General features: G+C 59.7%; 13 protein-coding genes. 6 read left to right on the top strand and 7 right to left on the bottom strand.

Annotation, left to right across the window (positions count from 1 at the left end):
* Positions 1–155: 155 nt before the first annotated feature.
* From FBY02_RS05820 to FBY02_RS05805, 4 genes are read left to right on the top strand one after another with little or no spacing between them, the layout of a single operon-like run.
* Positions 156–575: a DUF6088 family protein gene (locus tag FBY02_RS05820; RefSeq protein ID WP_144924551.1), complete on the top strand. Its 420-nt coding sequence runs from the start codon at positions 156–158 to the stop codon at positions 573–575.
* Positions 544–1,599, top strand: coding sequence for a nucleotidyl transferase AbiEii/AbiGii toxin family protein (locus FBY02_RS05815; RefSeq protein WP_144924548.1), 1,056 nt, complete (start codon positions 544–546; stop codon positions 1,597–1,599). Before FBY02_RS05820 ends, FBY02_RS05815 begins: the two co-directional genes overlap by 32 nt.
* A 56-nt stretch (positions 1,600–1,655) precedes the next feature.
* The gene (locus tag FBY02_RS05810; RefSeq protein WP_144924545.1) at positions 1,656–2,660 is read left to right on the top strand and encodes a MoxR family ATPase; all 1,005 of its coding nucleotides are present in this window, start codon (positions 1,656–1,658) and stop codon (positions 2,658–2,660) included.
* Between the two features lie 17 nt (positions 2,661–2,677).
* Positions 2,678–4,009, top strand: a complete 1,332-nt coding sequence (locus FBY02_RS05805) for a DUF58 domain-containing protein (protein WP_144924542.1) — start codon at positions 2,678–2,680, stop codon at positions 4,007–4,009.
* Between the two features lie 9 nt (positions 4,010–4,018).
* On the opposite strand, the gene FBY02_RS05800 is transcribed toward FBY02_RS05805, so the two are convergent.
* The 5 genes from FBY02_RS05800 to FBY02_RS05780 all read right to left on the bottom strand — a co-directional run bounded on the left by FBY02_RS05800 (position 4,019) and on the right by FBY02_RS05780 (position 22,105).
* On the bottom strand, positions 4,019–8,065 hold the full coding sequence (locus FBY02_RS05800) for an Ig-like domain-containing protein (protein WP_144924539.1): 4,047 nt from the start codon (positions 8,063–8,065) through the stop codon (positions 4,019–4,021).
* Positions 8,062–12,195 (bottom strand): neuraminidase-like domain-containing protein, encoded by a 4,134-nt coding sequence (locus FBY02_RS05795; RefSeq protein WP_144924536.1) that lies wholly within the window; start codon positions 12,193–12,195, stop codon positions 8,062–8,064. The genes FBY02_RS05800 and FBY02_RS05795 overlap by 4 nt, the downstream gene beginning before the upstream one ends.
* Before the next feature lie 69 nt (positions 12,196–12,264).
* Positions 12,265–15,870, bottom strand: coding sequence for a Tc toxin subunit A (locus tag FBY02_RS05790; RefSeq protein ID WP_144924533.1), 3,606 nt, complete (start codon positions 15,868–15,870; stop codon positions 12,265–12,267).
* Between the two features lie 350 nt (positions 15,871–16,220).
* Positions 16,221–17,966 carry a hypothetical protein gene (locus FBY02_RS05785; protein ID WP_144924530.1) on the bottom strand — a complete coding sequence of 582 codons (1,746 nt, stop codon included), beginning with the start codon at positions 17,964–17,966 and terminating at the stop codon, positions 16,221–16,223.
* 1,004 nt (positions 17,967–18,970) lie between these two features.
* Positions 18,971–22,105, bottom strand: a complete 3,135-nt coding sequence (locus tag FBY02_RS05780) for a hypothetical protein (protein WP_144924527.1) — start codon at positions 22,103–22,105, stop codon at positions 18,971–18,973.
* A gap of 435 nt (positions 22,106–22,540) precedes the next feature.
* Here FBY02_RS05780 and FBY02_RS05775 point away from each other — a divergent pair, with 435 nt between their 5' ends.
* Entirely contained in the window at positions 22,541–22,909 is a 369-nt protein-coding gene (locus FBY02_RS05775) for a DUF6124 family protein (protein ID WP_144924524.1), read from the top strand.
* A 180-nt stretch (positions 22,910–23,089) separates the two neighbouring features.
* On the opposite strand, the gene FBY02_RS05770 is transcribed toward FBY02_RS05775, so the two are convergent.
* Positions 23,090–23,449, bottom strand: coding sequence for a PilZ domain-containing protein (locus tag FBY02_RS05770; RefSeq protein WP_144924521.1), 360 nt, complete (start codon positions 23,447–23,449; stop codon positions 23,090–23,092).
* 273 nt (positions 23,450–23,722) lie between these two features.
* Positions 23,723–24,097: a tol-pal system YbgF family protein gene (locus FBY02_RS05765; protein WP_144924519.1), complete on the bottom strand. Its 375-nt coding sequence runs from the start codon at positions 24,095–24,097 to the stop codon at positions 23,723–23,725.
* Positions 24,098–24,348: 251 nt separating this feature from the next.
* Here FBY02_RS05765 and pyk point away from each other — a divergent pair, with 251 nt between their 5' ends.
* On the top strand, positions 24,349–25,800 hold the full coding sequence (gene pyk / locus FBY02_RS05760; RefSeq protein ID WP_047701234.1) for a pyruvate kinase: 1,452 nt from the start codon (positions 24,349–24,351) through the stop codon (positions 25,798–25,800).
* Positions 25,801–25,884: the final 84 nt, after the last annotated feature.

The following is a 25,884-nucleotide window of genomic DNA, read 5'->3' as shown; positions in this document are numbered from 1 at the left end:
TCCGAGGGGAATACTGGCGCCATCATCAGAGTTACAAAATATACGCATCAATGCGCAATACTTGCGTTGTATAACCCTTGTAAATACTGGAAGAAAAGTCAATCACAAGCTAGAGTCACCCCTATGTTCTACAGCTGCGCGTTAGAGGTGAGGGTATGAAACTTGAAGAACGCATGGCTCGCTCGATCAAGCAGCGCGCAAGCGTGGTCGTCCTGCGCTCGGACTTTGCCAAGATGGGGAGTGACTCTCAGGTTGGACGAGTGCTGGCTCGCTTTGTGGAGGACGGAATGCTCATCCGCGTGAGCAAGGGAGCGTTCGCCAAGACCCGCATCAACAAGTTCACCGGCAAGCCGACCCCAGCGGGGACACTGGAAATGATCGCAGCGGAGCTCTTCCGCAAACTCAAAATTTCTGTGGAACCCAACTCGCTCGTTTCGGAGTACAACAGCGGCAAATCGACCCAGATCCCAATGGGAGCGACTGTTAACACAGGACGTCGACGCATTTCACGGAAAGTGACGGTAGGAAATAACACCTTAACTTATGAAAAAAATTCCAGACGAGCTGAAGTCTGATATCGAAGATGCCGCCACCGCCGGATTACTGGGGAATCTACCCGCTGTTGTAGCTGAAAAAGATCAGCACATCACCGATGCATTACGCGTTCTGGCGCAAATCCAGATGACGCACACGGCGCAGCAAAGGGATCGCCGGAAGGGAGATACCAGACCGGCGTCGATCCCTCTGGCCACACGACTGATCTTCGCTGGCGGCACCTGCCTTTCGAAAGCTTATGGCCTTATCGAGCGGATGTCCGAAGACATTGACATCAAGGTCATGCTGGAGGAGGTACCGGAAGGCTACGCTCTGCCAAAAGGGGATCGAGGGCGCTTGAAGGATTTGCAACGAGAGGTGGAGCGTTGTTTGACAGAAATGGGCTTCGAACATGTGCTCCATGATGACAACGAAAACCCGGTCCTGCGCGACAGCCGGCGTTACTACTGCTTATTGATTTCCTATGGTGCACATTTCCAGGATGTGTCTGGCGTACTTCGACCACAGCTCAAGCTTGAACTGATTCATAGGCCCCCCATGCTGGCCGCCGAGAAGCGCGAAATGGGGTATATGCTTGACCAGTTTGTCCCTCGCGAAGTACCTGACCGTTTTTCCATGACATGTATAACCGTGGCAGAGACGTTAGCTGAGAAAGTACTGTCGCTCCTACGCCGCTGCGCCTGGAACTGGGATGGGAATCAACGCGGCGAATTTGATACGGCCTTGGTTCGCCACGTTTACGATGTCTGGCGTATCGCAGGGAGCCAGCCTGATGCCATAGAACCCGCCTGCCAGATTTTTGAAGCGCTGGTCCAGAAGGATGTCGAGGAATTCAAGGGACAACACCCGGAATTCGATCAGGCTCCCTACGCGGTACTTCGGCGAAGCTTGGCCACTGCAGCAACCCACGAAGGGCTGAAGATGAACTTCGAACAGCGCCTGAAGCCGTTGCTCTACGCCGTGGACAAACCGGATTTTCAGACCTGCTTTGTCGCTTTCGCTGCTGTCGCAGAGCGACTGCTGAATCAAAATCAGCTCGGGTAACTGGCTGGTTTTGGTCAATAAAATCTCATGTAACCGTTAGAAAGGCTCCGGAATTTATGACTGAACAGAACGAACCTGCCGGCAGCCAGGCCCATGCCGCCCAACAGCGCCAGCGCGCCAGTCAGTTGGCCCAGGCCATCCGCACCGAGCTGCATAAGGCCCTGGTCGGCCAGGCTGCGGTCATCGACGACGTGCTCACGGCCTTGATCGCCGGTGGCCATGTATTGCTCGAAGGTGTTCCGGGTCTGGGCAAGACACTGTTGGTGCGTGCCCTGGCCCGCTGTTTCAGCGGCGAGTTCGCGCGCATCCAGTTCACTCCCGACCTGATGCCCAGCGATGTCACCGGGCATGCGGTGTACGACTTGCAGACCGAGCAGTTCAACTTGCGCAAGGGGCCGGTGTTTACCAACCTGCTCTTGGCGGACGAGATCAACCGCGCGCCGGCCAAGACCCAGGCCGCGTTGCTCGAAGCCATGCAGGAGCGCCAGGTGACCCTCGAAGGCCGTGCCCTGCCCATCGCCCAGCCCTTCATGGTGCTGGCTACCCAGAACCCCATCGAACAGGAAGGCACCTACCCGCTGCCGGAAGCCGAGCTCGACCGTTTCATGCTCAAGGTGCGCATGGACTACCCCGATGCCGAACAGGAGATGAACATGGTGCGCCAGGTCAGCCGCTCGACCCGCGCCGACATGCTCGATGTCCAACCCTTGCGCACGGTGTTGCAGGCCAAGGACGTGCAAGCGCTGCAACGCATCGCCAGCGACCTGCCGATGGACGATCAGGTACTCGACTATGCCGTGCGATTGGCTCGCACCACCCGCTGCTGGCCGGGGCTGAGCCTGGGCGCCGGGCCACGGGCCTCGATCGCGCTGGTGCGTTGTGCCCGGGCTCGGGCGTTGCTGCGCGGCGGCGAGTTCGTGGTGCCGGATGACATCAAGGGCTGTGCCCTGGCCGTGTTGCGCCACCGGGTACGCCTGGCGCCCGAGCTGGACATCGAAGGGCTCTCGGTGGACCAGGTATTGGGGCAGTTGCTGGACCAAGTACCGGCGCCGCGTTTGTGAGGATGATGGAATCAGAGATGAAGCCCTCGCGCCTCTTGCTGATCTGGCTGGCGGTCCTGCTGGCCCTCGGCATTGCCTTGGGTACGCTGCAGGCGCTGGGCGTCGGGGTGCCGTCGTCGTTGGTGTCCATCAACTGGGGCTTGCAACTGGCCCTGCTGGCCCTGGCGCTCCTCGACGCGGTGCGCCTCAAGCGCTTGCCGTCGCCACGCGTGCAACGGCAAATGCCCGGGAGCCTGGCACTGGGTCGCTGGAGCGACGTTCACCTGGTGATTACTCACAACGTTCACCAGCCACTGAACGTCCAGGTCTTCGATCATGTACCCAACGGCCTGGATTTCGAATATCTGCCACTGTCGGTCGAGCTGCAACCCGGCCAGCACAGTCAGGTCGGCTATCGCCTGCGTCCCCTCAAGCGTGGACATTTCAACTTCGAACACTGCGAGATCAACCTGCCAAGCCCATTGGGCCTGTGGTCCGACAAGCGCCTGCTGGACGCCCGCGATGAAACCCGCGTCTACCCGGATTTCGCCCGGCTCTACGACGGCCAGCTCCTGGTAGTGGACAACTGGCTCAACCAGCTCGGCGTGCGCCAGCGCCAGCGGCGCGGCCAGGGGATGGAGTTTCATCAACTGCGCGAATTCCGCGAGGGCGACAGCCTGCGCCAGATCGACTGGAAGGCCACCGCCCGCCACCGCACACCCATCGCCCGGGAGTACGAGGACGAGCGCGACCAGCAAATCATCTTCATGCTCGATTGCGGCCGACGCATGCGCAGCCAGGACGATGAACTGTCGCATTTCGACCACGCCCTCAACGCCTGCCTGCTGCTCTGCTACACCGCGTTGCGCCAGGGTGACGCCGTGGGCCTGAGCACCTTCGCCAGCGAACAGCCGCGCTACCTCACCCCGGCCAAAGGCCAGGGCCAACTCAACGTACTGCTCAATGCCGTGTACGACCTGGACAGCAGCCAACGCCCCGCCGACTACCAGGCCGCCGTCAACGAACTGCTGACCCGCCAGAAACGCCGGGCCCTGGTGGTGCTGGTGACCAATCTGCGGGACGAGGACGACGAAGACCTGCTGAGCGCTGTCAAACGCCTCGGCCAACAGCATCGGGTGCTGGTGGCCAGCCTGCGGGAAGAGGCGTTGGACCGGCTGCGGGAAACACCGGTGCAGAGCTTGTCCGATGCATTGGCTTATTGCGGGACGGTGGAGTATCTGAATGCCCGCACCGAGCTGCATGAGCGATTGAGCGCCCAGGGGGTAGCGGTCCTGCAAGCCCGGCCCGGCGAGTTGGGGGCCGAGCTGGTGACGTTGTATCTGGGGTGGAAGAAGGCGGGGAATTTATAGCCAAAGTTATTAAACATTCACCTCGGACGGTAATGATCGTGACGGCAGAGCCGGGCTGACAAATTGCAACTCAAAACTGCCAAAACGCGATTCCTTGGTTACGATAACCCATCTCAGGGGAACCCCGCTCACCGGTTGAGACTGGAACAACGGAGGATCGAACTCCAATTGCAGAGCCTCCCCTTCCCGCATATGCAGGGAAACGTTGGTGCTATTAATCAAACTGCTGTCTTTTTTGACGCTCAACTCCAAAATATGGCTTTTCGCATGGGTGAAGTACATCCTCCGATTGACCAGGTCATCCATATCGATAGGGCGCTCATCCAGCCGAAGCGTAAACTCCTGCACCCAGCTATCCACCGTCCCCAACACCCCGGCCGGCAACCGATCCGAATCCCACCCGAACTCCCCGCGCACCGATGCACTCAACACATAGCGCCCTATCCTCGACGGCAGCTCGAAGACAACCCGCGCCCTGCCTTGTTCATCGGTGGGCACCGGCTCCAGCACAACGCCTTTGAAAAACCAGTGCACTTTCACCCCTTTGACCGGCTCGCCGGTCGCCGCGCTGACCACCGTCGCCTCGGCGCTGATTTCGTCCCCCGGTACACCCTCCAGATCATCGCCGGTCAAGCTCTGAATCACGCAAGCCTCGTGCACGAGGTAATCGAACGCCACCACCTCGACGCCTGCAACGGCGCGGGCTGTCACGGTCCCCGGCCCGGCAACCGTGGCAATGAAAGCGAACCGTGCAACGCCGTAGAAATTAGTGGTCGTCACCACCGGCTCCATGGCCTCGTCAGTACCGCTCCAGGTCACCTGTGCATTTCGTGCGGGCTGGCCGGTCAAGGCGCTGATCAGGGTGATTTCAAACGACAGGGTCTCGCCCCAGTCGACGACCGTGCGCCCCTCATTCGTCGCCGCCATGACATCCACCGGCACATGGCTGCCCAGGGAAAACGCGTTCAGCGGCGAACGCGACAACAGCCGCGAGGCGGCCAGCTGCAAATAGAACGCAGCATCGGTCTGGTCACCGGCCACCAGGCTGATCGGCACACCATCATCACGCCAAGGCAGCGACTCGCCCAAGCCTACTGGCCCGAACACCAGCGCCGTGTCCAGTTCGTGAGCCCCGCTGAAGCCCATCTTCAGTTCCTGATTGAGCAACGGGCTGCCCGGCGGTACTGAAAGCGTCAGGTCCAGCCTCTCCTTGCGGCGCGGAAAGAACGTGTGCTCGCCCCAGGGTCGGGGCTCTCCCGAATGTATGTGTACGTTCAGGTCGAGCCAGGGATCTTCTTCATGGGCATACACGGCAAAGGTGTGCGCGACCTCGGTAGCGTCATAAAGATTGCTGACCCGTGCCTGGATCTCCTGGTTTCCCGCCATGGCCGGCCGGTAGTCGCGCTGGGCGATACCGTCTGCTCCGCTCAAGGACCCATCGCCGTCCTCCCACGCGACACTGACATCATTTGCCGGTCTGCCGGTGAAAGCCGACACGTAGCGCACTGCCAGCCGCGCACTTTCCCCCTTGCTCAGGACCGGATCGGTGGCGACCTCATAAGGCGTATCGATCACCACTTTGTTATGGGCCAGTTTCAAGCCGAATGCCGGTGGCTGGGTAAACGCATCAACACCCAGGACATGCACGGCCCAGCTACGCTCGGCGGTTGCGGTCGTCGCCGTGAAGTCACAGCGGTAACGAACACCACCGGCGGTCATCGGCGGCTTTTCCGTCAACGGCGGGCTGATCACCCAACCCGACGGCAAGTCCGGCGCCACGCGGGTTTCCAGCAGCAACCCATGCAAACCGCCCAGGTTATCCACCGGTTGGACCGTCAGCTCATGGATCGCGCCGAGGCAGGGATACACCTTGGTATCGACGCTCCAGGCCTTGGGTACCTGGTCGAACACCAGCTCGACCTCGGCGGACAAATCCTGGGGCAGTAACCGAAACGCCAGGTCGAGCGGCTCCATCCCGGTTGAGATCACGTGCAAGTCAAAAACACCGCTGGTATCAGCCTGCCGTGGCTCAACGTTCCACTGCACCCCCGTGGCAGTGATGGGGACCGGCGTTCCCATATCGGCGATCACAATGGAGGCGGCGCTGTCCGGATCCTGCCAACGCAGAGAAACCTCTTTACCGATCAAAGGGCTACCGGCCTCGACCGTCAGTTTGAACACCACGGCCTGCCCCATGGAACACACCGCGCCCGCTCCCACCCGATCGACCACGACGTCACCCAGTGTGAAGCGCGCCGTTTTCCAGGCACTGGTCGGCAACGTCTGGATTTGAAAGTCGTGCCCCAGCACCTGTCCGTCTTCACGAGGATTGACCCGCGCCGTCAGGGTGTAATCCCCATGCACCGCCGGCCGATCGACCACACTGGCCCAGCCGTTCACGCCGGTCCAGGTCCGCTGCAGCCCCGTCGAGGTGTCCCATTCGACCGGCACGCCGGCCACCGGGTCATTACCCAGGCTCGTGACCTGCAACATGCACCAGACATAGTCCTGCTCATCCACCACCGGCACCCGGTTGGCTTCGCGCACCGGACCGATCTTGAGGTTGTGGCGAGCCAGCGACATAAGGTTGAGCACGGTAGGTTCGAGTAAGGCAGCACTTTTCAACCGAAGGTTGAATTCGCCGTCGAGGCGGTCTTCGCAATCCAAGCGCCAGACCAACGCGCCACTGGTGACCGTTACCGGGTGCAAAAAATCAGGGAAAGCCGTGACCCCCAGCTCTCCAGGTGACTTGCCATCCCATTCCAACCAGACAGACCGGTTGAGCAACGGGCTATCGGCACCGAAGGTCACCTCCAGCCGATACGATGCACCGCGATCCGGATAGCCGGTTTTTTCACCCCATGGGGCGGCGTCCATGTCTGGAAACTTGACCCGCACAGTCTTCAAGGGGTCGGTGGCATGGGCTTTCACATTGATCGTCGACAGCGCATGGCCCTGGGCATAGAAAGGGCTGTCGACGCGGGCCTGTACCGGCAACGAGCCGGCGGTCGCAGGTGTGAAGTCGAACGCGGCGAAGCCTCCGTCATCGGTATTGACGACATCCAGCGCCACCCCGTCCAGCACCCAGGACACCGGGCAATCGCGCATCGGCAGGTCAAGGTAATATGACTTCACTCGCACCTTAAGCTTGACCGACTGCTCATACTCGACCACCGGCTCGTAAGCCGGCTCCAGGACAGTCTCGACCATCAGCCGATGGTGCCCCAGAGACACCGAAATCGGGTAGGTATCAGCGTGGTACTTGCTGTAGATCGACAGATTGAACACTTGGGTGTCGTCGGTGAGCAGCTCGGGGCAATCCACTTCCCATGCTTCTACCAGCGATTGGGTTTCCCCCCACTCGGGCGTAACGATCACCGCCTCCAACGGGTTGTCCTGGCTCCAAAGCAGCGCTTCGGTGCCATGCCAGGGGCTGTCCGCAGCGGGTTGAAAGGAGACCTGGTGACGCTGGCTGCCGGTGGCCCCCTGACACAGGTAAAGCACGGGTTCTGCGGTCGGGGTAAAGGACTGGCCGTCGTTGACGATCTGCGCCAATACCAGCGGGTCGAGTTCAAGGTGAAAGTCGATGCGGGCGACGATAACGTCGTTGAAGGCAGTGGCTTGGCTCGGGCTGGTTATGACGAACTCAAAGAGATCGTCCTGTTCGACGTCGAACCCGATCAACACGGAGACAGGCGTCAGCTCCAGCGCCCGGCCTTCGGGGTCTGCCACATGAGCGCTGGACGGCAGCGCAATTTCCAGGCTGTCCTCGGTTCCGAGCCGTCTCAGGACGAACAGGCCAGAAGCGACACTGCGGTTGTCGTACAAAAAGCTCAGACGGTAACGCGCCTTCGCTGACCGCGCTGCGGGAGCAGACACTTTCTGAGTGATTCCGGTGCCTTTGTAAATAGACATATAGTAAATGGGGTGCCCCTCCCAATCCCCCTGTTTCACATCGTAGTCCTCGCCACCAACCGGCCCCCACTCGCTATAGCCCATATCGAAATGTCCATTGGGCAGGATATTGGTCCGTGTGTTGACAGGCTCTCTGTTCATTTTTTCGTCCCCTCGGACACGGTTGGAGGTTTCACTTTGTTCTGGACCGCACTGGAAAACGCCGGACTTCCGACCTTGGCGGTGTACCGGACTTTCAGAATGACGTCGGTCAAGGCCAGCAACTGCTGTTGCTGCCGATCTTCCAGATGCCAGGGGAAGGCCAGGGTCCAGCGGGAAACCGCACCGGTGTTTTCGAAGGGGTTGCGCACCCCTTCTGCGGGCTTCAACGCGGCCATGCCTGAATCGTCCAACCCGATAGAAAGGGCGATCTGTTCACCGCTGCTGACGTTGATCAGAACATCGGATGGGGCGGCCAGGCTGGGGTTGTAGAGATAGTCCAGCGACTGACGCGAGTCCTTGATGGCGGTGACACTGCCGACCTGCGTCAACGTTGCACAGATGTTCTCAAAGGGGCCGAGCAGGGTCGGCAGGGTGACCTCTACCGCGTTGATCTGCCGGCAGTAGTGGTTGTGATAGTCACGGTCGAACAGTTTCTGAGAAAGCCTGAAATTCAGTTCGCCGCGAGCCTGCAACTCCAGCAACGCGTCATCCCAGCAATCGAAGCTCTCCTGCGGATCGGTTGTGTCGTCGAACAACTGGCGCAACGACACGGTCTTGACCATTTCCGGACGGCGCTCATAGCGCAGCAGATAATCGGCCTCCATACGCAGCAGATCGAGGCGCAGCGCATCCCCGGCGGTCAAGCCGTAGTAATTGTCCAGCCAGGCATCGGTGCGTATGTGTTTCAGGTCAAACTCGGCGCTCTCCACCTGCAAGGCGGTCTGGGCGCTGAGGCACAAACCGAGGACTTGGTCATAGGCCTGGTAATGCAAGGTCTTGCATTGCCCCAGGTACCAGCGGTACAGCTCGACGCGGGTGGCTCGGGTGAGCAGGAAATCATAAAGCGCCTGGGTCTGGGCGTTGACCCTGATAGTCTGCGCCAGGCCCTCCCGGGCAGTGGCGACCGCGCTTGTCTGAGCCCGGATGTTGTCATCGATCATCACCAACTCGGCCGCGGCCTGGTCCCGTGCCAGCCCCCATTCGGCGCGCCGCCGCCGATAACTTTCGGACGTGGCATCCTTCTCGGCATTGCTTTGTACGACATCCGCCGCAATCCGCAGACCATAGCCAACGGCGCGCGGAACGTTGCCCAGTTGGTGTCCGCCGTTTGCCAGACCGAATATCTTGGGGAAGGTGTCAATGACGGCACCGGCCGTCTCGAACCCGGTACTGGTGGCCGAGAGTATTTTCACGGTATCAAGGCTCGCCATGACCTCGTATTCGGCATCGGAGATATTTTCCAAGTGCAGGGCCGCATAGTGCGCGCGGCGTTGCTCGGTGAGTGCCCGGCTGCTGTTCAGCGCCGCCAGGTTCTCCTGGGCCTGGGCCAGGCTTTCCTCCTGCATGGCCCTGGTGAATTCGCCCAGTTCGGTCAAGTGACGTTGCTGCATCAACTCCTGCTCGCTACGGTCCTGTTGTTCCAGTAGCCGTATGACCTGATTACCGCACTCTTGCAGGTACTGCGTCGCCCGCAGCGCCGCCTCGAACAGCACACGCCAGCGAAACGCCGCCACCCGCAAAGGCCCGCCTATGGGCCGCACAGGCCCTGCGCCACCGGCCGCCAGGTTATTGAGCAACTCAGCAGGATTGATCGTGCTGAACAGTTCGAGGGACAGGGGCTTGCCGTCAATGGTCAGGTTATTACGCAAGTTGTACATGCGTTGTGCCGGTAGCTCATAAAGCTGCAACACCCGCTGACTCACCGGTAACCTGAAACGGTCCGAGACCATGACGCCAGGGTCTTCAAAGAACCGTGTCTTGACCGGCAGCCAGCCCGAGTCCAGCTCGGTCGCGTTTTCGAATGCCTTCAGCGCGTTCCCCGCCTCCAGTTCCTCGACCAGCTCCTGCAACGTGGCGGGCGTCCACTGGCTGAGGGTATGGGTGTCCGGTGATTCGCCCATCAGGTTTTTCGCACGCAGGTATTGCAGCTTGGCCGCCGCCAGGCTGTCGCGAGTTAACTGCCGGTACAACCAGTCCCCCCACGCAACGAGGTTGGCGACATAGTCGAGAAAAATCAGCATCTGGTAATGCCGGGGCGTCGAATAGGCAATCGCATCCGGATCGGTCGGGCTGTCGGCCTCACACCCCACATCGCCCTCACCGTCGGGCAAGCTCAGTGGCCGGCAACGCCAATAGAAGGGCTTGGGATTCACCACGCCCTCCCCCGTGTCCGCGGGCGCCTGGGGGTCGAAGATGAAATGCAACCATTGCTGGGCTTCGACGAAGCGGTCTTCATCCTTGAGCCGCGTTGCCACCAGGTGAGGCAAATGGAAAAACAGTTCCCAGAAAAACAAACCATTGGCGCCATCGAACGGCCCGTTGGGCTCATCCGAGCCATCGGGCAGCGCTGGCTCAGCGGGAAACTGGGTATCCCAATCGAGCACCGCGTCGATCGAAACATTGGAACGGGTGACCAGCTCAGCGCCGATCAGCGTGTTCAGGCGCGCGTACTTGAGCGTCAACGCCGGGTCATTGAAGTTCAGGAATTGAGCGCCGCGAGAATCGGTCTTGTGTATGGAGGGAAGGGGTTGTGTGGAAGGAAGGCTGCTTGGTATCACCAACTCAAAGGTTTTTTTCCCCAGCGCCAATTCGTTCTCGAGAGGCTCCCCTCCCAATACACCTTCCAGGGTGAATGTGACGGTCAAACCGGCGAAGCTATCGCGAGTGAAGTTGTGCCAGTTGAATGACCAGCCACCGTTGGTGGAGTGCTCCTCAGTAAAGGGGCCTGGATAATCCTCTGAAGCATAGGCCAGCGTTAACGTGAAGCTTGCCATCTCTCCAGCCGCCCCGGCGGTGAGCAAGGCGCAATGTGCTTGGACATACAATGCCTGCTGATTTCCCTGCGGCACGACAAAAGCCTTGATCGTAAAATTCTCTGCCAGAAACCCCGGCGTCGAGACCCTTTCGGTCATTCTGGAAAAACCATCGCCCGGAACGACGCGTTGCTGAAGGGTCGAGGGATCCAGGAACCGGACCATCGCCAGGTAGTCCATGATCGATTTTTCATCGTCTACCTTACGGAACAGCGCGTCGCGGGTTTCATAGATTTCCACCGGGTTGGCCCGGCTCAGCAGCAGTGGCCCTGTCGCATTGGTCAAGTGCACCGCCAGCCGACCCTTGGGGTAAAGCCTGTCCACATCATCGCGTAACATCACCGCGATCAACCGACAATTGCGGCTGACGTCCCGATCAAATGCTGACAGATTCAAGCGTATCGGCGACGACCACTGGCCGCTCAACGTGATGAAGGCCACCTTCAATTCAAGCTCATAGGGCTTTTGCAGCCCGCCCTCGCCATCGAACAACGCTTGGCGCCATTCGGCCCAGACCAGGCACAAGCGACCGCCCCAGAAGACCAGGCGGCTGTCGAGCACTTGCGTATCGCTGGGAATGTCGACGGGTTGCCACTCGCTCCAGGCTGCCGGGTTGATGGTCCGGGTGTCGGCGTCCACCTGGACATCAACCTTGCGCCAGAAATAGCGATAGGGCGCGATCCGTTCCTTGCCGACCAGATAGTAGTCGGCACTGCGTACCTCCTTGCCATCGACATAGCCATTGAGCACGTCCAGGTTGCACACCTCTTCAAAGGTTCGCAGGTATTGCTGGACGCCCGACTGCACCGAATCCGTCGTCAGCCGGGTCTGGTTGAGGTTGCTTTCAAGTGCCTTGAACAGGCTGGTCTTGCGAATACGCGCATAAGGGGTGATGTAGTCTTCGGGCATGCATTTGAGCAATTGGCTGGCCGCCCATAATGGGTATTGGCTGGCGATGTCCCAGTCCTTGAGGTCCTTGCTCTCGAACTCCATGTGGGAGTAGCCCGGTTCAAGCTTTTGATAAACGGCGTGTATGTATTGCTGAAAGCAACTGACCGCCTCGGCGACCCAGGAGGTCTTGACCTGATGGTTATCCAGGGGGTCGGTACGCAGCCATTCCAGCAGGTCATCGGCGGTCTTGATCGGTGGAAATCCCAGGTTCTGCTCCCGATCTTCGATTTCCTTGATCCCCAGGGCACGCTCGATCAACGCATCGCGGCGCAGGGCTGTCGTCCGGGTGATGTTTTGCGTGGCCATAACCGTCTCCTGTCTGCTGGGCCTGGGCACCCTCCGGCCAACTGCCGCGGCGCTCGATCAAAGGCGTTTTCACTCGATGAATTCGATGGATGGAAAAGTCAACTGGCTTGAAGAGCTGGTGACCTTTACGATTGGGGTGATTTCCAGACCTACATCGCTGGTGAACGTCGCCTCCGTCACACCGCTGGCATTGGTTGATGTCGCGATATCGACAAACGGTGCCCCCAATATCCAAGTCACCGGTTCATACAGCGCCGGGTTGCCATACCGGTCGAGCAATACCACCCGCAGGGTGACGTCGCTGTCGACTTTTGCTTTTCTGACGTAGATCTCGGCATCCAGTCGATAGAACGCAAATGTCGTGGGATCATTACCCAGTGTGAGCGTCACCGCCGGTTGTGGCTCGCGGGCGTCCAGCCGATAACTGATCACGTCACGGCCCATGGTGGTGCCGGCTCGCACGGTGACCGTGGCGACGCCCTCGCCATCGGTGGTGGAGACGGGTCGGTCAAAGGTGCACAGCTTCGATGCCCAGTAAATATTGACGTTGCCCTGGGGGGCCTGGGCCCGAGTGACCGTGACAGTCAGTAGCGCCGTGTCATTGCTGTTGGCGACCAACTCATCAACGTCGACGCTGCATTCGACCGCTACCTGGTCCGCCGTGGACTGGATACCCAGCAGGGGCGATGCCCGGTTCGGGTCCGTCAGCAGGGCTGCGACTTGATGGGCCACTTCTTCGTATTGACTGAATGAGCTTTGCTCGTCCAATAAGCCAATTTTCAGTGTGGTCTTCGCATCCAGCTTGCTCGACAACGAGAACCCGCGCAGACGTGTGAACAGGTCCAGGTGTGCAAGCGTGCGGATGTAGCCCGGCCCGGCATTGACGTGGTTGGCGCAGGCGCGCACCTCTTCGGCACTGCAATCAAAGAGCTCGGCCAGCAGTCTGGCGGCTTGCTCCTGTACCAGGCGCAGCCCACCGCCAGACAAGTCCCCGGGCAGCCCGTTGACCAACCGCAAGTAAGCGAGCAACTGTGCTTCGGGTGCCTGGCTGAGCACCACGGCACGGTTATAAACCGTCAGGTAATACAACGCGCTCGGCGTGAAAGGCTGCGCGGCAGGGAGACCATTCACGCCATCGCCGATGCTCAGGTAAAGGGCAAGGAATTCGGCACTCAGCCTGAGTTCTTTGACCACCTCGCTGCGCCGGGTAAAACCCTCCAGCATGCCCAGGAACGGATCGCCCGGCGGCTCGTCACGCGGCCCCCGGCCCGATACATTGGTCGCTGTGGTCCGTCCCAACACCTGCACAAGCACGTCATGCACCGTGCCACCCGACCAGCTCAGCACCGGCAATACCAGGGCGGAAGACAACTGCCCGAACACGGCCAGGCTCTCTTGCACCACGCTGTGCTGGCTGGCGCGACTGCCCAACAATACCCCGAGGATTTTTTCAACGGTCTCGGGCTCCTCTCGATCGAGCACCCGCCGCACGACGAGCTCAACGACCTCACGGGCATAGGGTTCATAAGGTTGCTCAGCGGACTCGTCCCGGTGGATAACCAACCCATCATGATCCGCCAGCTCAAGCAGTTGGTTGGTCCATTGCCGGTTGTTCGACAAAGCCGATACGCCCGCCATGCTCAGCGCCGCCTCGGTGAACAAGGCCGGTGCGAGCTGTCCGCGGATCTGGGCAAGGAGTTGAATCTGCGTCTCGGAAGGCTGAGGCGGCGCGGCAATGGGTTTGACATGTTCCACCGTCCAGGCCACGCTCAGGCCACTGTCGGCACACCAGCGCGCCCAGCCCTCCAGGCGACGGATTTCCGACAGCACATCCGGTGTCGACATTCTTTCCGGGTTGATGTGCGGTTGCCCGGCCAACACACCACGCCAGGTATCGGCGCTCAACAGGTCCAGTATCGTCACCGCCAGGTTCGGTGCCACGCCCAGAATCTGTGGCAACCTGGCCATGCGGTAGAAACTTGAAATCACCGGCAGGCTGCGTTTGAGCTTTGTCAGGCCATGGGCGTCGGCAATCAACGGCGCCAGGGTGAAATACGTGGCCAGGTCGATATGCAGGCCACCGCAAATCTGTACGACCGTCAGTGCTTCCCCTTCAGAAACCGGTACCAGTGCAAACTCGCTGTCATCCAGCACCAGAGGCGGGGTCGACAGGGTGTCCTGGTTGAACACCCGGTCGAACTGCGAGCGCTCGGCGCCACGACCAAAAATCGAAAGGTCGCCCACGAAAGCCGCAAACTCTTCAGCCGAACATTGGTAGTTCTCCCTGAGCATCTGAAACAGACCCAGTGCCCGAAGGGTATTGTCGGTCATCCAGTAATTGGGGGCATTCTCATCCAATGCGCCTTCTGCAAGCTCGGCCCGAGCGGATTCGGCACCGATGATGGCACTCAACAATGCGTCTGTTTCATGGCTGGGCAGTTGCAAGCCATTGTCCAGGCGGATCTTGCGATTGAGGCGATCGATCTTGTCGAACCTGTAAACATCATTGTCGAGAAAAAGCTGGGTGATTCTGTTAGTGAGTTCAGAGCCCCTGTACTCGATTCCCATAGAGGCTTCAGCCACCCCATTGTTGACGAACACCGAGCCTGCATGCCCGGGGGTGATCGCTACGTCGGTGACCAACACATGCTCGGACACGCTGGGGGCGAACAGTTCGACCGACAGCAAGGCTTCCAAGCCGAGTTGAGTCAGTTTGGTGCGCTGGTTGAAAAAAACGGTCTGGTTCAGGTTGTACTTTTCAACCGACCCCTTCTTCAGCCCGAAGTTATCCTGGAAATAGGCGTCTTCCGCGTCCTCATCAGTCTCTGGAAAATGCGCATCTTCGGTCATGATCAACCGCTGGCTCGGGCTCAGTCGAGACGCCTGGGTAAGCGCATGATCGGCGGTTTCCGACCAAGGCAATGCGTGCAGGAAATAGGGTGAGTCGGGATCGCACAACTCCACCACCGCGCCCACGGACTGACCCAGGTCCCGGGTCAACTCATCCAATGTGGTCCAAGGATGGTGATACGGCAGGCCATTGGGATAGCGCCACTCGCTCAGCAAACGGTCCAGGTTTTCGATTTCACCCAAGGAGTCCTCGATGGACTTTTCCAGCACAGCGCTGACCACCTCGACCGAAGACACCACGCCATGCACCGCCACCGGATCGATACGCAGTGTGTTCAGGTCGACCCGCCGGGTCCTGAGCGCGTAGGCCTGGTCTGGATCGGAAGGCCTCAACCGTTGTTCCGACCAGTGCTTGAGCCACACTGCATAGGCCACCGGCGAATGAATGGCTTCGATTGCATCAACCGGACATTTCTTGGCAAAGTCAGGTTGAAACAGCTTGCCGTAGGTAGGTCCGTCGGCGATCAACGACAACAATCCCTGACGCATATGCGCAGGTGGCGGCTCAGGGCTGGTCAGTTGGCTTTCGATAAAGCGGCGCAACACCCACGTCGCCAGGCCGTTGAGACGCAGCGCGAGTGCCTCGGCATCATCGTGTTCCAGCCCGTATTCGTTCACCAGCCCGACAACCCCTTTGCGTGCCAGTGCACAGACCGAGCCACCGGCTGCGAAATACTGCTCAAGATCGGACAGGCGATCAGCCTGTCGTCCAGCCAAGAGTTGCTCGCAAAAACGACTGGCGATTTGAGCCGGAGATTCATTCATCGTAGTGCTCCGCTTCAACGGTTGAGACGCTGGGACACAGCTTGCTGGCGATGGCGTGCTTGAGATCGCTATTGCCAGCAAGCTGCGCTCCCACAGAGGTAACTGGGTCAGGATGAGTAGTGGGCTGCCGGCCTTTTCCAGCAGCTCTGGGGCCCCAGTAAATGACACGGCGGCCTGCTTAAACACCTGCTAGTTCTGACAGTCCCGATGAGCGGCAGAGCTGACGCAGAGAGAAGGGTCGTGGAGCAAACCTGTGGGAGCGAGCCTGCTCGCGATGGCGGTGGCTCAGCAGCATCGACGGTGCCTGACCCACCGTTATCGCGAGCAGGCTCGCTCCCACACTGGCCAGGTCAGTCGCCGCTGTCGCCAGTACGGGCCACTTCAAAACGCAGGCTGTCGCCCCAATCCGAATCGTTTTGCCGGGCCTTCACCCAATGAGCGCCCGGCTGTAAAGGGGCATCGGGCGAGGCGCTCCAGGTACCGTCCGTTACCGAATCGCCTTGGGAAACAAGCCGCCGGGAATCGAACCACTGCGACAACTCAATACGTTTGCCGGTCTCGCCCGTACCTGCGAAAAGCACCATGTCCGCAAACCAATGTCCGGCTTCAGGCGCGGTAAACGTCGGCGCACTGGACAGCTGTAACACCTCATGGGGCTCGCTCCAGCCCGAGCGATAACCCTCGCTTTCCTGCTGCACCACCCAATGCTGCGGACCCGCCGGCCGGTCGAGGGACAACGGCAGCGACCAGGTCCGGTTCCCTTGCACCTGGGCCCGGCCCAACAGTGTGTCGGGCGCATCGCTCCAGGCCACTTCGACCCAATCGCCGGCGTACCCGAACCCGGAGAGCGTCACCCTCGACCCGGTGTGCTGCTGCACGATGGGCGACTCGATGATCGGCAGGGCCGGAATGACGGTGAAAGCATGATCGGGGCTGAGCACGGATTCCTTATCGGCAAACAACTGTTTGGCACGCAGCACGTAGTCCCCCACGGGCAAGGCGTGCTCGTAGATCCAGTAGCCGTCGACGCCCCTGGCTTTCACCCTGTCCAGGAATTCCCCGTCCAGCCACAACTCGACCTGCGCGGTATCCCAATCCAATGCCTTGCGGGCATAGCCATCGATGACCGCATTGCGGGCCAGCTTGTCGCCTGGCTGAGGATGGTCGATGGTGGGGGGAAACAGGATGACTGTGAAGGACACCGGATCGCTTGGTTCAAAAGGCGGCTCGCCATGGATCTGGACGGCATATATGCAATATGTCCTGAGCGCAAGATCCTCGAGGCGCACCGACCATTCGTTCTGAGTGACGGATGCCTCGCCCAATAAGCTGTCGGTCACCGCCTCGAACACTTGTATTCTCGCGCCTGGGATACCTCCCGTCCCTGTGACGACGGGGTTGTGATCGACCTCGACATCGATGGGCGCGGTGATGATAGGCCTTGATCCGACTACATCGAACGCCAGGGTCGCTGCATTGGAAGTCTGGCCACCGAGGGCCTGTGTCACGCTGACGCCATGCGGACCGGGGGTAAAAGGCTCGGTCCGGGTGAACGTCCAGGTAGTACCGCTCACGATGGCGTCATGGGGCGTGCCTTGCTCCCCATCGAACCCGAGTTTCACTTGGGCGCCATTCAAGCAGGTGCCCGAAAAATGCGGCGTCAAGCCGTCCTGGCGCACCTCCACGGTGGGCAGTGGGGCCGGGATGGTGAAGGACCGCGTGGTGCTCGGTGCAGACGAAAGCTCCTTGAACAATTGCCACGCTTGCACACGGTAGATACCCGGATCCCAGGCTTGGGTGGCGGTAGTGGTCCAACCGTTATCAGCGCGGACAGCGACAATGGGCGCGGCGGACGACTGTTCGCCTTCACGCCGCACCTCGATCTGCGCCGCGGGCTGGCCTTCCCAACGATGGCCGGTACCGGAAAACACTGGTTTGCGGTCCGTGCCAACCTGACTCGTCAGCGTGGGTACTGGGACAGGGATCGAGACCGTGAGCCGGTCGCTCCAGTCGGAGTAAATCCAGCTTGAACCGTCGGCCAGTTTCTGCCGGATATTCATCTCGTGCCGGGCCGGAGGCTGATCGGACCAATCCACCACCCACCCGCCATCACGCACCTCACCGCTAGCCTGGGGGGTATTATTGTTAGCAATATGAACATCCACCGTGGCGCCGGGGTAACCAGTGCCTGAGAATCGCACCGTGCCAGGGCTGGGGTAAGTGATTTGGATATTCGTTGGTTTCGGCGGCTTTATCTTGAAACTGGCAGGGCTACTACGTTGTGAACGGACGTTTTGATAAATCTGTTCGGCCACCAAGGAAATGGGGCCCGCCGGAACCTGTACCTCAGCGGTCCAGGATCCGTTGGTAGCTACGGAGCCTTCGCCGACCGTAATCTCTGCAAAGTCCACTTTCACTTCAACTTTGGCACCTGCCACGCCGTTGCTTCCAGCTAACGTGAAGCGCATCTCTTGATCGCTTGAGGTGGGGTTGATGAGCAGTAGCCCAACTACTCTGAAAGAGACATAAGGGGTGTAACTCAAAACGGGGCTGGTCTGGACTGAATATTCAGCCCTCACGGTATAAGTTCTACTCGACAAAAAAACAGTGGGCCTGGCTTCCCATGTTGTCGCTGGCTCTACAACGGTGACCGAAGCCATTTCCGTGGACTCTTCGAGCACCCTGATAAGCATCCCCGGGTTACCCGCAAAGCATTCCCCGCCGAAAACAACCTGATTCGAGCTCAATAAGGCGTTCGATAGGGGTCTTACTAATGTCGTTGCACGTGTGCTGACTGTTTTTGGCCTCGAAGGCCCTACCGTTGTCTGATGGGCGTAATACGTCAGAGTCTCCGACCCGTTTGGTATAGCGCCTTGCACGCTCCAACTGCCGTCAGGGTTGATGTCGTAGCCATAACCCACTCGCTGGTTGTTACTTGAATCAAACAATTCAATCGGCTGAGAATTGGGCCGGGCACCAACCCCGGAAACAAGGAAGCTTCGCTCAGGGACATAACCCGACGGAGAAATGATTTGGATTCCTAGCGCCTCTTCAGTGCTTTCGCCAGGCTCATCGCTCGCAAAGACATCATCGTCTGAACTCATGGCTCACTACTCACCGGAGCCACTTCAAAACGAGGGCTATCGCCCCAGTCTGAATCGTCTTGCCGAGCCTTCACCCAATGGGCGTCCGGCAACAAGGGCGCATCGGGCGAGGCGGTCCAGGTACCGTCCGCCACCGAATCGCCTTGGGAAACCAGCCGCCGGGAATCGAACCACTGCGATAACTCAATACGTTTGCCGGTCTCGCCTGCGCCTGCGAAAAGCACCGTGTCCGCAAACCAATGTCCGGCTTCAGGCGCGGTAAACGTCGGCGCACTGGACAGCTGCAGCACTTCATGGGGCTCGCTCCAGCCCGAGCGATAACCCTCGCTTTCCTGCTGCACCACCCAATGCTGCGGACCCGCCGGCCGGTCGAGGGACAACGGCAGCGACCAGGTCCGGTTCGCTTGCACCTGGGCCCGACCCAACAGTGTGTCGGGCGCATCGCTCCAGGCCACTTCGACCCAATCGCCGGCGTACCCGAACCCGGAGAGCGTCACCCTCGACCCGGTGTGCTGCTGCACGATGGGCGACTCGATGATCGGCAGGGCCGGAATGACGGTGAAAGCATGATCGGGGCTGAGCACGGATTCCTTATCGGCAAACAACTGTTTGGCACGCAGCACGTAGTCCCCCACGGGCAAGGCGTGCTCGTAGATCCAGTAGCCGTCGACGCCCCTGGCTTTCACCCTGTCCAGGAATTCACCGCCCAGCCACAACTCGACCTGCGCCGTATCGAACTCCAACGCCTTGCGGGCATAGCCGTCGATGACCGCATTGCGGGCCAGCTTGTCGCCTGGCTGGGGATGGTCGATGGTGGGGGGAAACAGGATGACCGTGAAGGACACCGGCTGGCTTTTCTCGGAGGGCAACCCGTTATAGGTTTGCACCGCATAGACGCTGTATGAGCCAAATGGCAGGTTTTCAAGGGGGACCGACCATCCGTCCTCGGTCACGGAGGCCTCACTCAAGAAGTTTTCCGTCACCGCGTTGAATACCTGCATCATCGCCCCCGCCATACCACCGCTCCCCCTGATGGTGGGGTTGTGGTCGACCTCGACATCGATGGGCGCGGTGATGACCGGCTGCAAGATGACAATCTCGAACGCCAGAGTTGCCTCAGCCGAGGTCTGGCCGCCGAGCGTCTGCGTCACGCGGGCGGTATAAGTGCCGGGCATGAACGATTCCGTCCGGGTGAACGTCCAGGTGGTACCGTTCACGATGGCGTCATGGGGCGTGCCCTGCTCCCCATCGAACCCGAGTTTCACTTGGGCGCCATTCAAGCAAATGCCCGAAAAATGCGGCGTCAAGCCGTCCTGGCGCACCTCCACGGTGGGCAGTGGGGCCGGGATGGTAAAGGACTGCGTGGTGCTCGGCTCAGACGAAAGTTCATTGAATAACTGCCACGCTTGCACACGGTAAGTGCCCGGGTCCCAGGCTTGGGTGGCGGTAGTGGTCCAACCGTTATCAGCGCGGACAGCGACAATGGGCGCGGCGGACGACTGTTCGCCTTCACGCCGCACCTCGACCTGCGCGGCAGGCTGGCCTTCCCAACTGTGGCCGCTACCGGAGAACACCGGTTTGCGGTCCGTGCCGACCTGAATCGTCAGCGTAGGGACCGGCACGGGGATCGAGACCGTGAGCCGGTCGCTCCAGTCGGAGTCAATCCAGTTTGAACCGTCGGCCAGTTTCTGCCGGATATTTATCTCGTGCCGGGCCGGAGGCTGATCGGACCAATCCACCACCCACCTGCCATCACGCACCTCACCGCTAGCCTGGGGGGTATTATTGTGAGCAATATGCACATCCACCGTGGCGCCGGGGTAACCAGTGCCTGAGAATCGCACCGTGCCGGGGCTGGGGTAAGTGATTTGGATATTCGTTGGTTTCGGGGGCTTTATCTTGAATGCCCGAGGAGAACTACGACCCGAGTCTTTCCCGCTCAATGTTTGCATGGCAGCCAACGACACCGGTCCCGCCGGCACGGTCACCTCTGTACTCCAGGTACCATTGTCCTGGGTGACCACCGAGTGACCCACACTGGTGTTTGTCAGGTCGCGATAAACCTTCACGGTTGCACCTTTCATGGCGCTGGTGCCGCTGAGGGTAAAGGTTTGCGCCTGAATACTATTAGCGGAAGGACCTGTGATGGCCGGAACGCCTAGTACGTTATAGGTAACGGGTTGGGAAACAACGGTGGGAAAACCTTCCAACTCGAAGATTGCTACCACCGCGACAGGGCCGCCGGGTAGCGCAACATTGAGAGCAGATTCCCAACTGTCGTTCGTTGTTACAGTCGTTTCGGCTGCCAATTGAACGTTTTGATTGTCGCTCCTCACCACTTTTACTTTACTGCCGGGGGCAGCAAACCCCTTAAACTTATCACCGATGCCCAGAACAGCATTAGCAGCAGGAGCAGTGATATAGGCCAGAAAAATATGATGACCGGCTGCGTAGTCAGACTGTTTTAAACTTCCGGCCATTTTCTGATAAGCATCCAGCGTCATATGCCGCCCATCTGCCGAGAGTTCGACAATGGCTTCCCATGCTCCGCTAACCGACGTGATGACTGCAAGGACATCCCTATCGCTGATACTGGTTCGAACAAACACCGATCCCCCGTTGAATATACCTCCCGCTCCCCTCACATAAAACCTTCGGACGTTAACGTTTCTGATCGGATTAATAGAGGGCTTGGGAATAACGTACTCCACCCTTTCTTGAGTGGTCATATTCTTGTCGCCCGTCCCCGCTCTGTCATAGATGAAATTGAAATGTATGATCGCATGATCAACATTCCCAGCGACGAAACGACTCTTCACAAAGGTATGCCATTGTCCGTCTTGGGTCGCCCTTGTCTCTAACTCATCCCAACCGGTGTCACCTGCTGAAACCAGCCCTAGCTTAATATTTCCTGAAGTCCGACCATTGTCCGCAGCCCTGAATCGCATGGTTTCTACAGTGAAGGTTTTACCATTCCCGGACCATATGTAATTAAGTTCCAGTTCGGCCCAATATGCCGCACCGCTACTCGCCCTCAGGGTTCTTATTGCGCGAGTCTCACCGACGTCGGTATTTATATCTTGGGGCGTTTCTGAAGACTCACTTTCTTCAATACCGTCATCACTGTCCATGACTGCTCTCTCGGCTATTACAAGGGCTCCAGAGCCAGTAGATGACAAGCCCGTTCATGCCAGCACCTGTTAGTTCTGACAGTCCCGACAAGCGGCAAGCCTGGAGGGAAGATATCCGGTTGACTACAACGCCTTGCGCAACGGACTACAGATCCGCCAGAATCCGCCGGCTTGTGTGCCTTGGCCTTGCCCCGTAACTTGATTCGCGTCGCTGATAGTCAGTGATCGGGTTTAGTCGCCCGGTGGTGTAGAACGATGTGCACAAGCGTCATCCAGTCGGGTTCCCCTATCCCCGCACTTGATGGTGGCTGTTCGCAGGGCGCCCTCGGGCGCGCCGGGCTTCGTTTTTCCACCGGTCGACTAACCTGCGTCCAGCCGCCACCCCCTCGTTTAGTCGCGAACAGGGGTGGCAGCCCCAATCATGGAAAAACGATTATGATCAAACCAACACCCAATCCCCCGCACACCGACCCACTCTCCCCCCACGACACCCTCGACCCCGCCAAACTCGACCAGGCCGCCCAGAGAGCCTTGGACTACTACCTCAAGCCCGACAACGGCCAGCCCGACCCGAAAACCGCCAAACACCTGGATTACTTCATCGTCGCCCCCGACGCCGACCCTGAAGGCATGCTCGCGCACACCTACGAAACCTTCTGCTCGGTGAGCACGCTGATTCTGGATTTATCCGAAGATCTGGAAGGAGCCCCGCGCAACCTGGCCCTGGCGATTCACCAGATGGGCGAGATGGGGGTGTTGTTACTGGAGCGGTTGCTGGATAGCGAAGAGAAGATTCAGCGCTGAAGACCAGGGTTCATGAAGGACCTGTGGGAGCGGGCTTGCTCGCGAAAGCGGTGGGTCAGTCACTTAACAGGTGACAGACAGAACGCATTCGCGAGCAAGCCCGCTCCCACAAGTGATTTGCGGTGCTTTGTCTAACTCAGCCCGGGCTTGAAGTACATCTGTAAAAAGTCGGGGATGGCATCAAGCCGAAGCCGGTAATGAATGAAAGCTGAAATACTGCTGCAGCGCGCTGACCAGTTGTCCGTACTCCGGCGGCGCCCCATGGAGGCTGAAGCCGGCGTCGAAATGCTGTGGCGTCACGTCTTCATGGCACCACAGGCAAGTGGCCTTCAGCTTGATATTCCTCTGCGACCCTTCATCGGCGGGGATTTTCAGGTGCAGTTCAAAGTCTGCACCGACCATCAATGGCAACGTACTGATCAGCATCAGGCCATGTTCAGAAAGGTTTCCCAGATAACCAATAAGCCTGTCGTTGACGCCGTTGAACACTTTCAAGAAGCACGGCAGATCCTGCCGTTCAATCCGACGCTTTTTGTACATGTCTTGTATCGCTTTTTCTCAGCCCCAAACAGGGACCTTCCCAATGCTTCGGAACGAGCCCAAGCCAGCCCGCTCTCCCCGATCCCGGTGCCAGACGCTTGCAAGCGCCTTGAGCCTGTTCCTGCCGGTCACAGGTGTTGCCTCGCGGTTAGAGAGCATGCTCTAGCCACGAGTTGTACAAATATAGCTCAAGCTTGGACAGAAGCCAGTCCGCAGCGATGCCGCTCCTCGGCTGGGAAACATTCCCAGATGCGGCTTCGCTGCGGGCGGCGATCAGAATGCCGTCGGACGGATCGCCGAGGCACTGCGGGTCGGGTAGTGCCCCAGGCTTTCGAGGGTCTCGAGCCGGGCGCGGGCGCGGAAGGCGTATTCGCTGGTGGGGTATTGCGTGATGATGAACTGGTAGGTCTGTGCCGCATCGATGAACAGCTTCTGCCGCTCCAGGCACTGGCCGCGCAGCATCGAGACTTCCGGCTGCATATAACGGCGGGCACGGCTGGCGCGGTCGACCTGGGACAGTTCGAGCATTACCTGGTCGCAATTGCCACGGTCATAGGCCTTGTAGGCCAGGTTCATGTGGTGGTTCATCGACCACCGGGTGCAGCCCGTGATGCTCAGGGCCAGGGCAATAAAAAGCACGAATCGCATGGGAAGGTTCTCCTGTCTTGAGCGCTGTATCGGCCTGGGTGGGGAAATCTTCAGCCCTGAACAGAACCAGAAACTACCTTTGTGGCGAGGGGTATTGTGTCCACAGGGGGGAAATGTGAACACCTGGGAGGCGCAAAAATCTTCGGGAATGTTCATTTCGAAAAAGAAACGAATAAGTAGTGCACATGAACAATGACTACACCCAAAGACCATAGTAGCCTTCGCTGGCGCTTGAACCTGAGGAGTCTTGCATGTCCGTCCGTCGCACCAAAATCGTCGCTACCCTTGGCCCGGCCAGTCATTCGCCGGAAGTTCTCGAACAGCTGATTCTGGCTGGCCTGGACGTTGCCCGCCTGAACTTTTCCCACGGTACCCCCGACGAGCACAAGGCTCGTGCCAAGCTGGTGCGCGACCTCGCCGCCAAGCACGGCCGCTTCGTTGCCCTGCTGGGCGACCTGCAAGGCCCCAAGATCCGTATCGCCAAATTCGCCAACAAGCGCATCGAGCTGAAGATCGGTGACACCTTCACCTTCTCCACCAGCCATCCGCTGACCGAAGGCAACCAGCAGGTGGTCGGCATCGACTACCCGGACCTGGTCAAGGATTGCGGCGTGGGCGACGAGCTGCTGCTCGACGACGGTCGCGTGGTCATGCGTGTCGACACCGCCACTGCCACCGAACTGGTCTGCACCGTGACCATTGGCGGCCCGCTGTCGGACCATAAAGGCATCAACCGCCGCGGCGGCGGCCTGACGGCACCGGCCCTGACCGACAAGGACAAGGCCGATATCAAGCTGGCCGCGGAAATGGAAGTCGACTACCTGGCTGTGTCCTTTCCCCGCGACGCCGCCGACATGGAATACGCCCGTCAGCTGCGCGACGAAGCCGGCGGTACCGCCTGGCTGGTGGCGAAGATCGAACGCGCCGAAGCCGTGGCCGACGACGAAACCCTCGACGGCCTGATCAAGGCGTCCGATGCCGTGATGGTGGCCCGTGGCGACCTCGGCGTGGAAATCGGCGATGCCGAGCTGGTGGGCATCCAGAAGAAGATCATCCTGCACGCACGCCGTCACAATAAAGCGGTGATCGTGGCGACCCAGATGATGGAGTCGATGATCCAGAACCCGATGCCGACCCGCGCCGAAGTGTCCGACGTAGCCAACGCCGTGCTCGACTACACCGACGCCGTGATGCTCTCGGCCGAAAGCGCCGCCGGCCAATACCCGCTCGAAGCGGTGCAGGCCATGGCACGCATCTGTGTGGGTGCCGAAAAACACCCTACCGGCAAGACCTCCAGCCATCGCATCGGCAAGACTTTCGAACGCTGCGACGAGAGCATTGCCCTGGCGACGATGTACACCGCCAACCACTTCCCGGGCGTGAAGGCGATCATCGCCCTGACCGAAAGTGGCTATACGCCGCTGATCATGTCGCGCATCCGTTCTTCGGTGCCGATCTACGCGTTCTCCCCGCACCGCGAAACCCAGGCCCGTGCCGCCATGTTCCGTGGCGTCTACACCGTGCCGTTCGACCCGGCCGCCCTGCAACCGGGCGAAGTCAGCCAGGCGGCGGTCGATGAGTTGGTCAAGCGCGGCGTGGTGCAGACCGGCGACTGGGTCATCCTGACCAAGGGCGACAGCTACCACACCATCGGCGGTACCAACGGGATGAAAATCCTGCACGTCGGCGACCCGATGGTCTGAGTACCCGGTTGCTGAAATAAGAAAGCCCTGCCATGTGGATGGTGGGGCTTTTTTATTTCTGTCTTCAGGGGTGGGATGGCTGTT

The organism is Pseudomonas sp. SJZ078 (assembly GCF_007828255.1).
In the GTDB taxonomy this organism is placed as follows: Bacteria; Pseudomonadota; Gammaproteobacteria; order Pseudomonadales; family Pseudomonadaceae; genus Aquipseudomonas.
The sequence above is the reverse complement of the archived record's forward strand: the minus strand, read 5'-3'. Positions and strand labels throughout refer to the sequence as shown.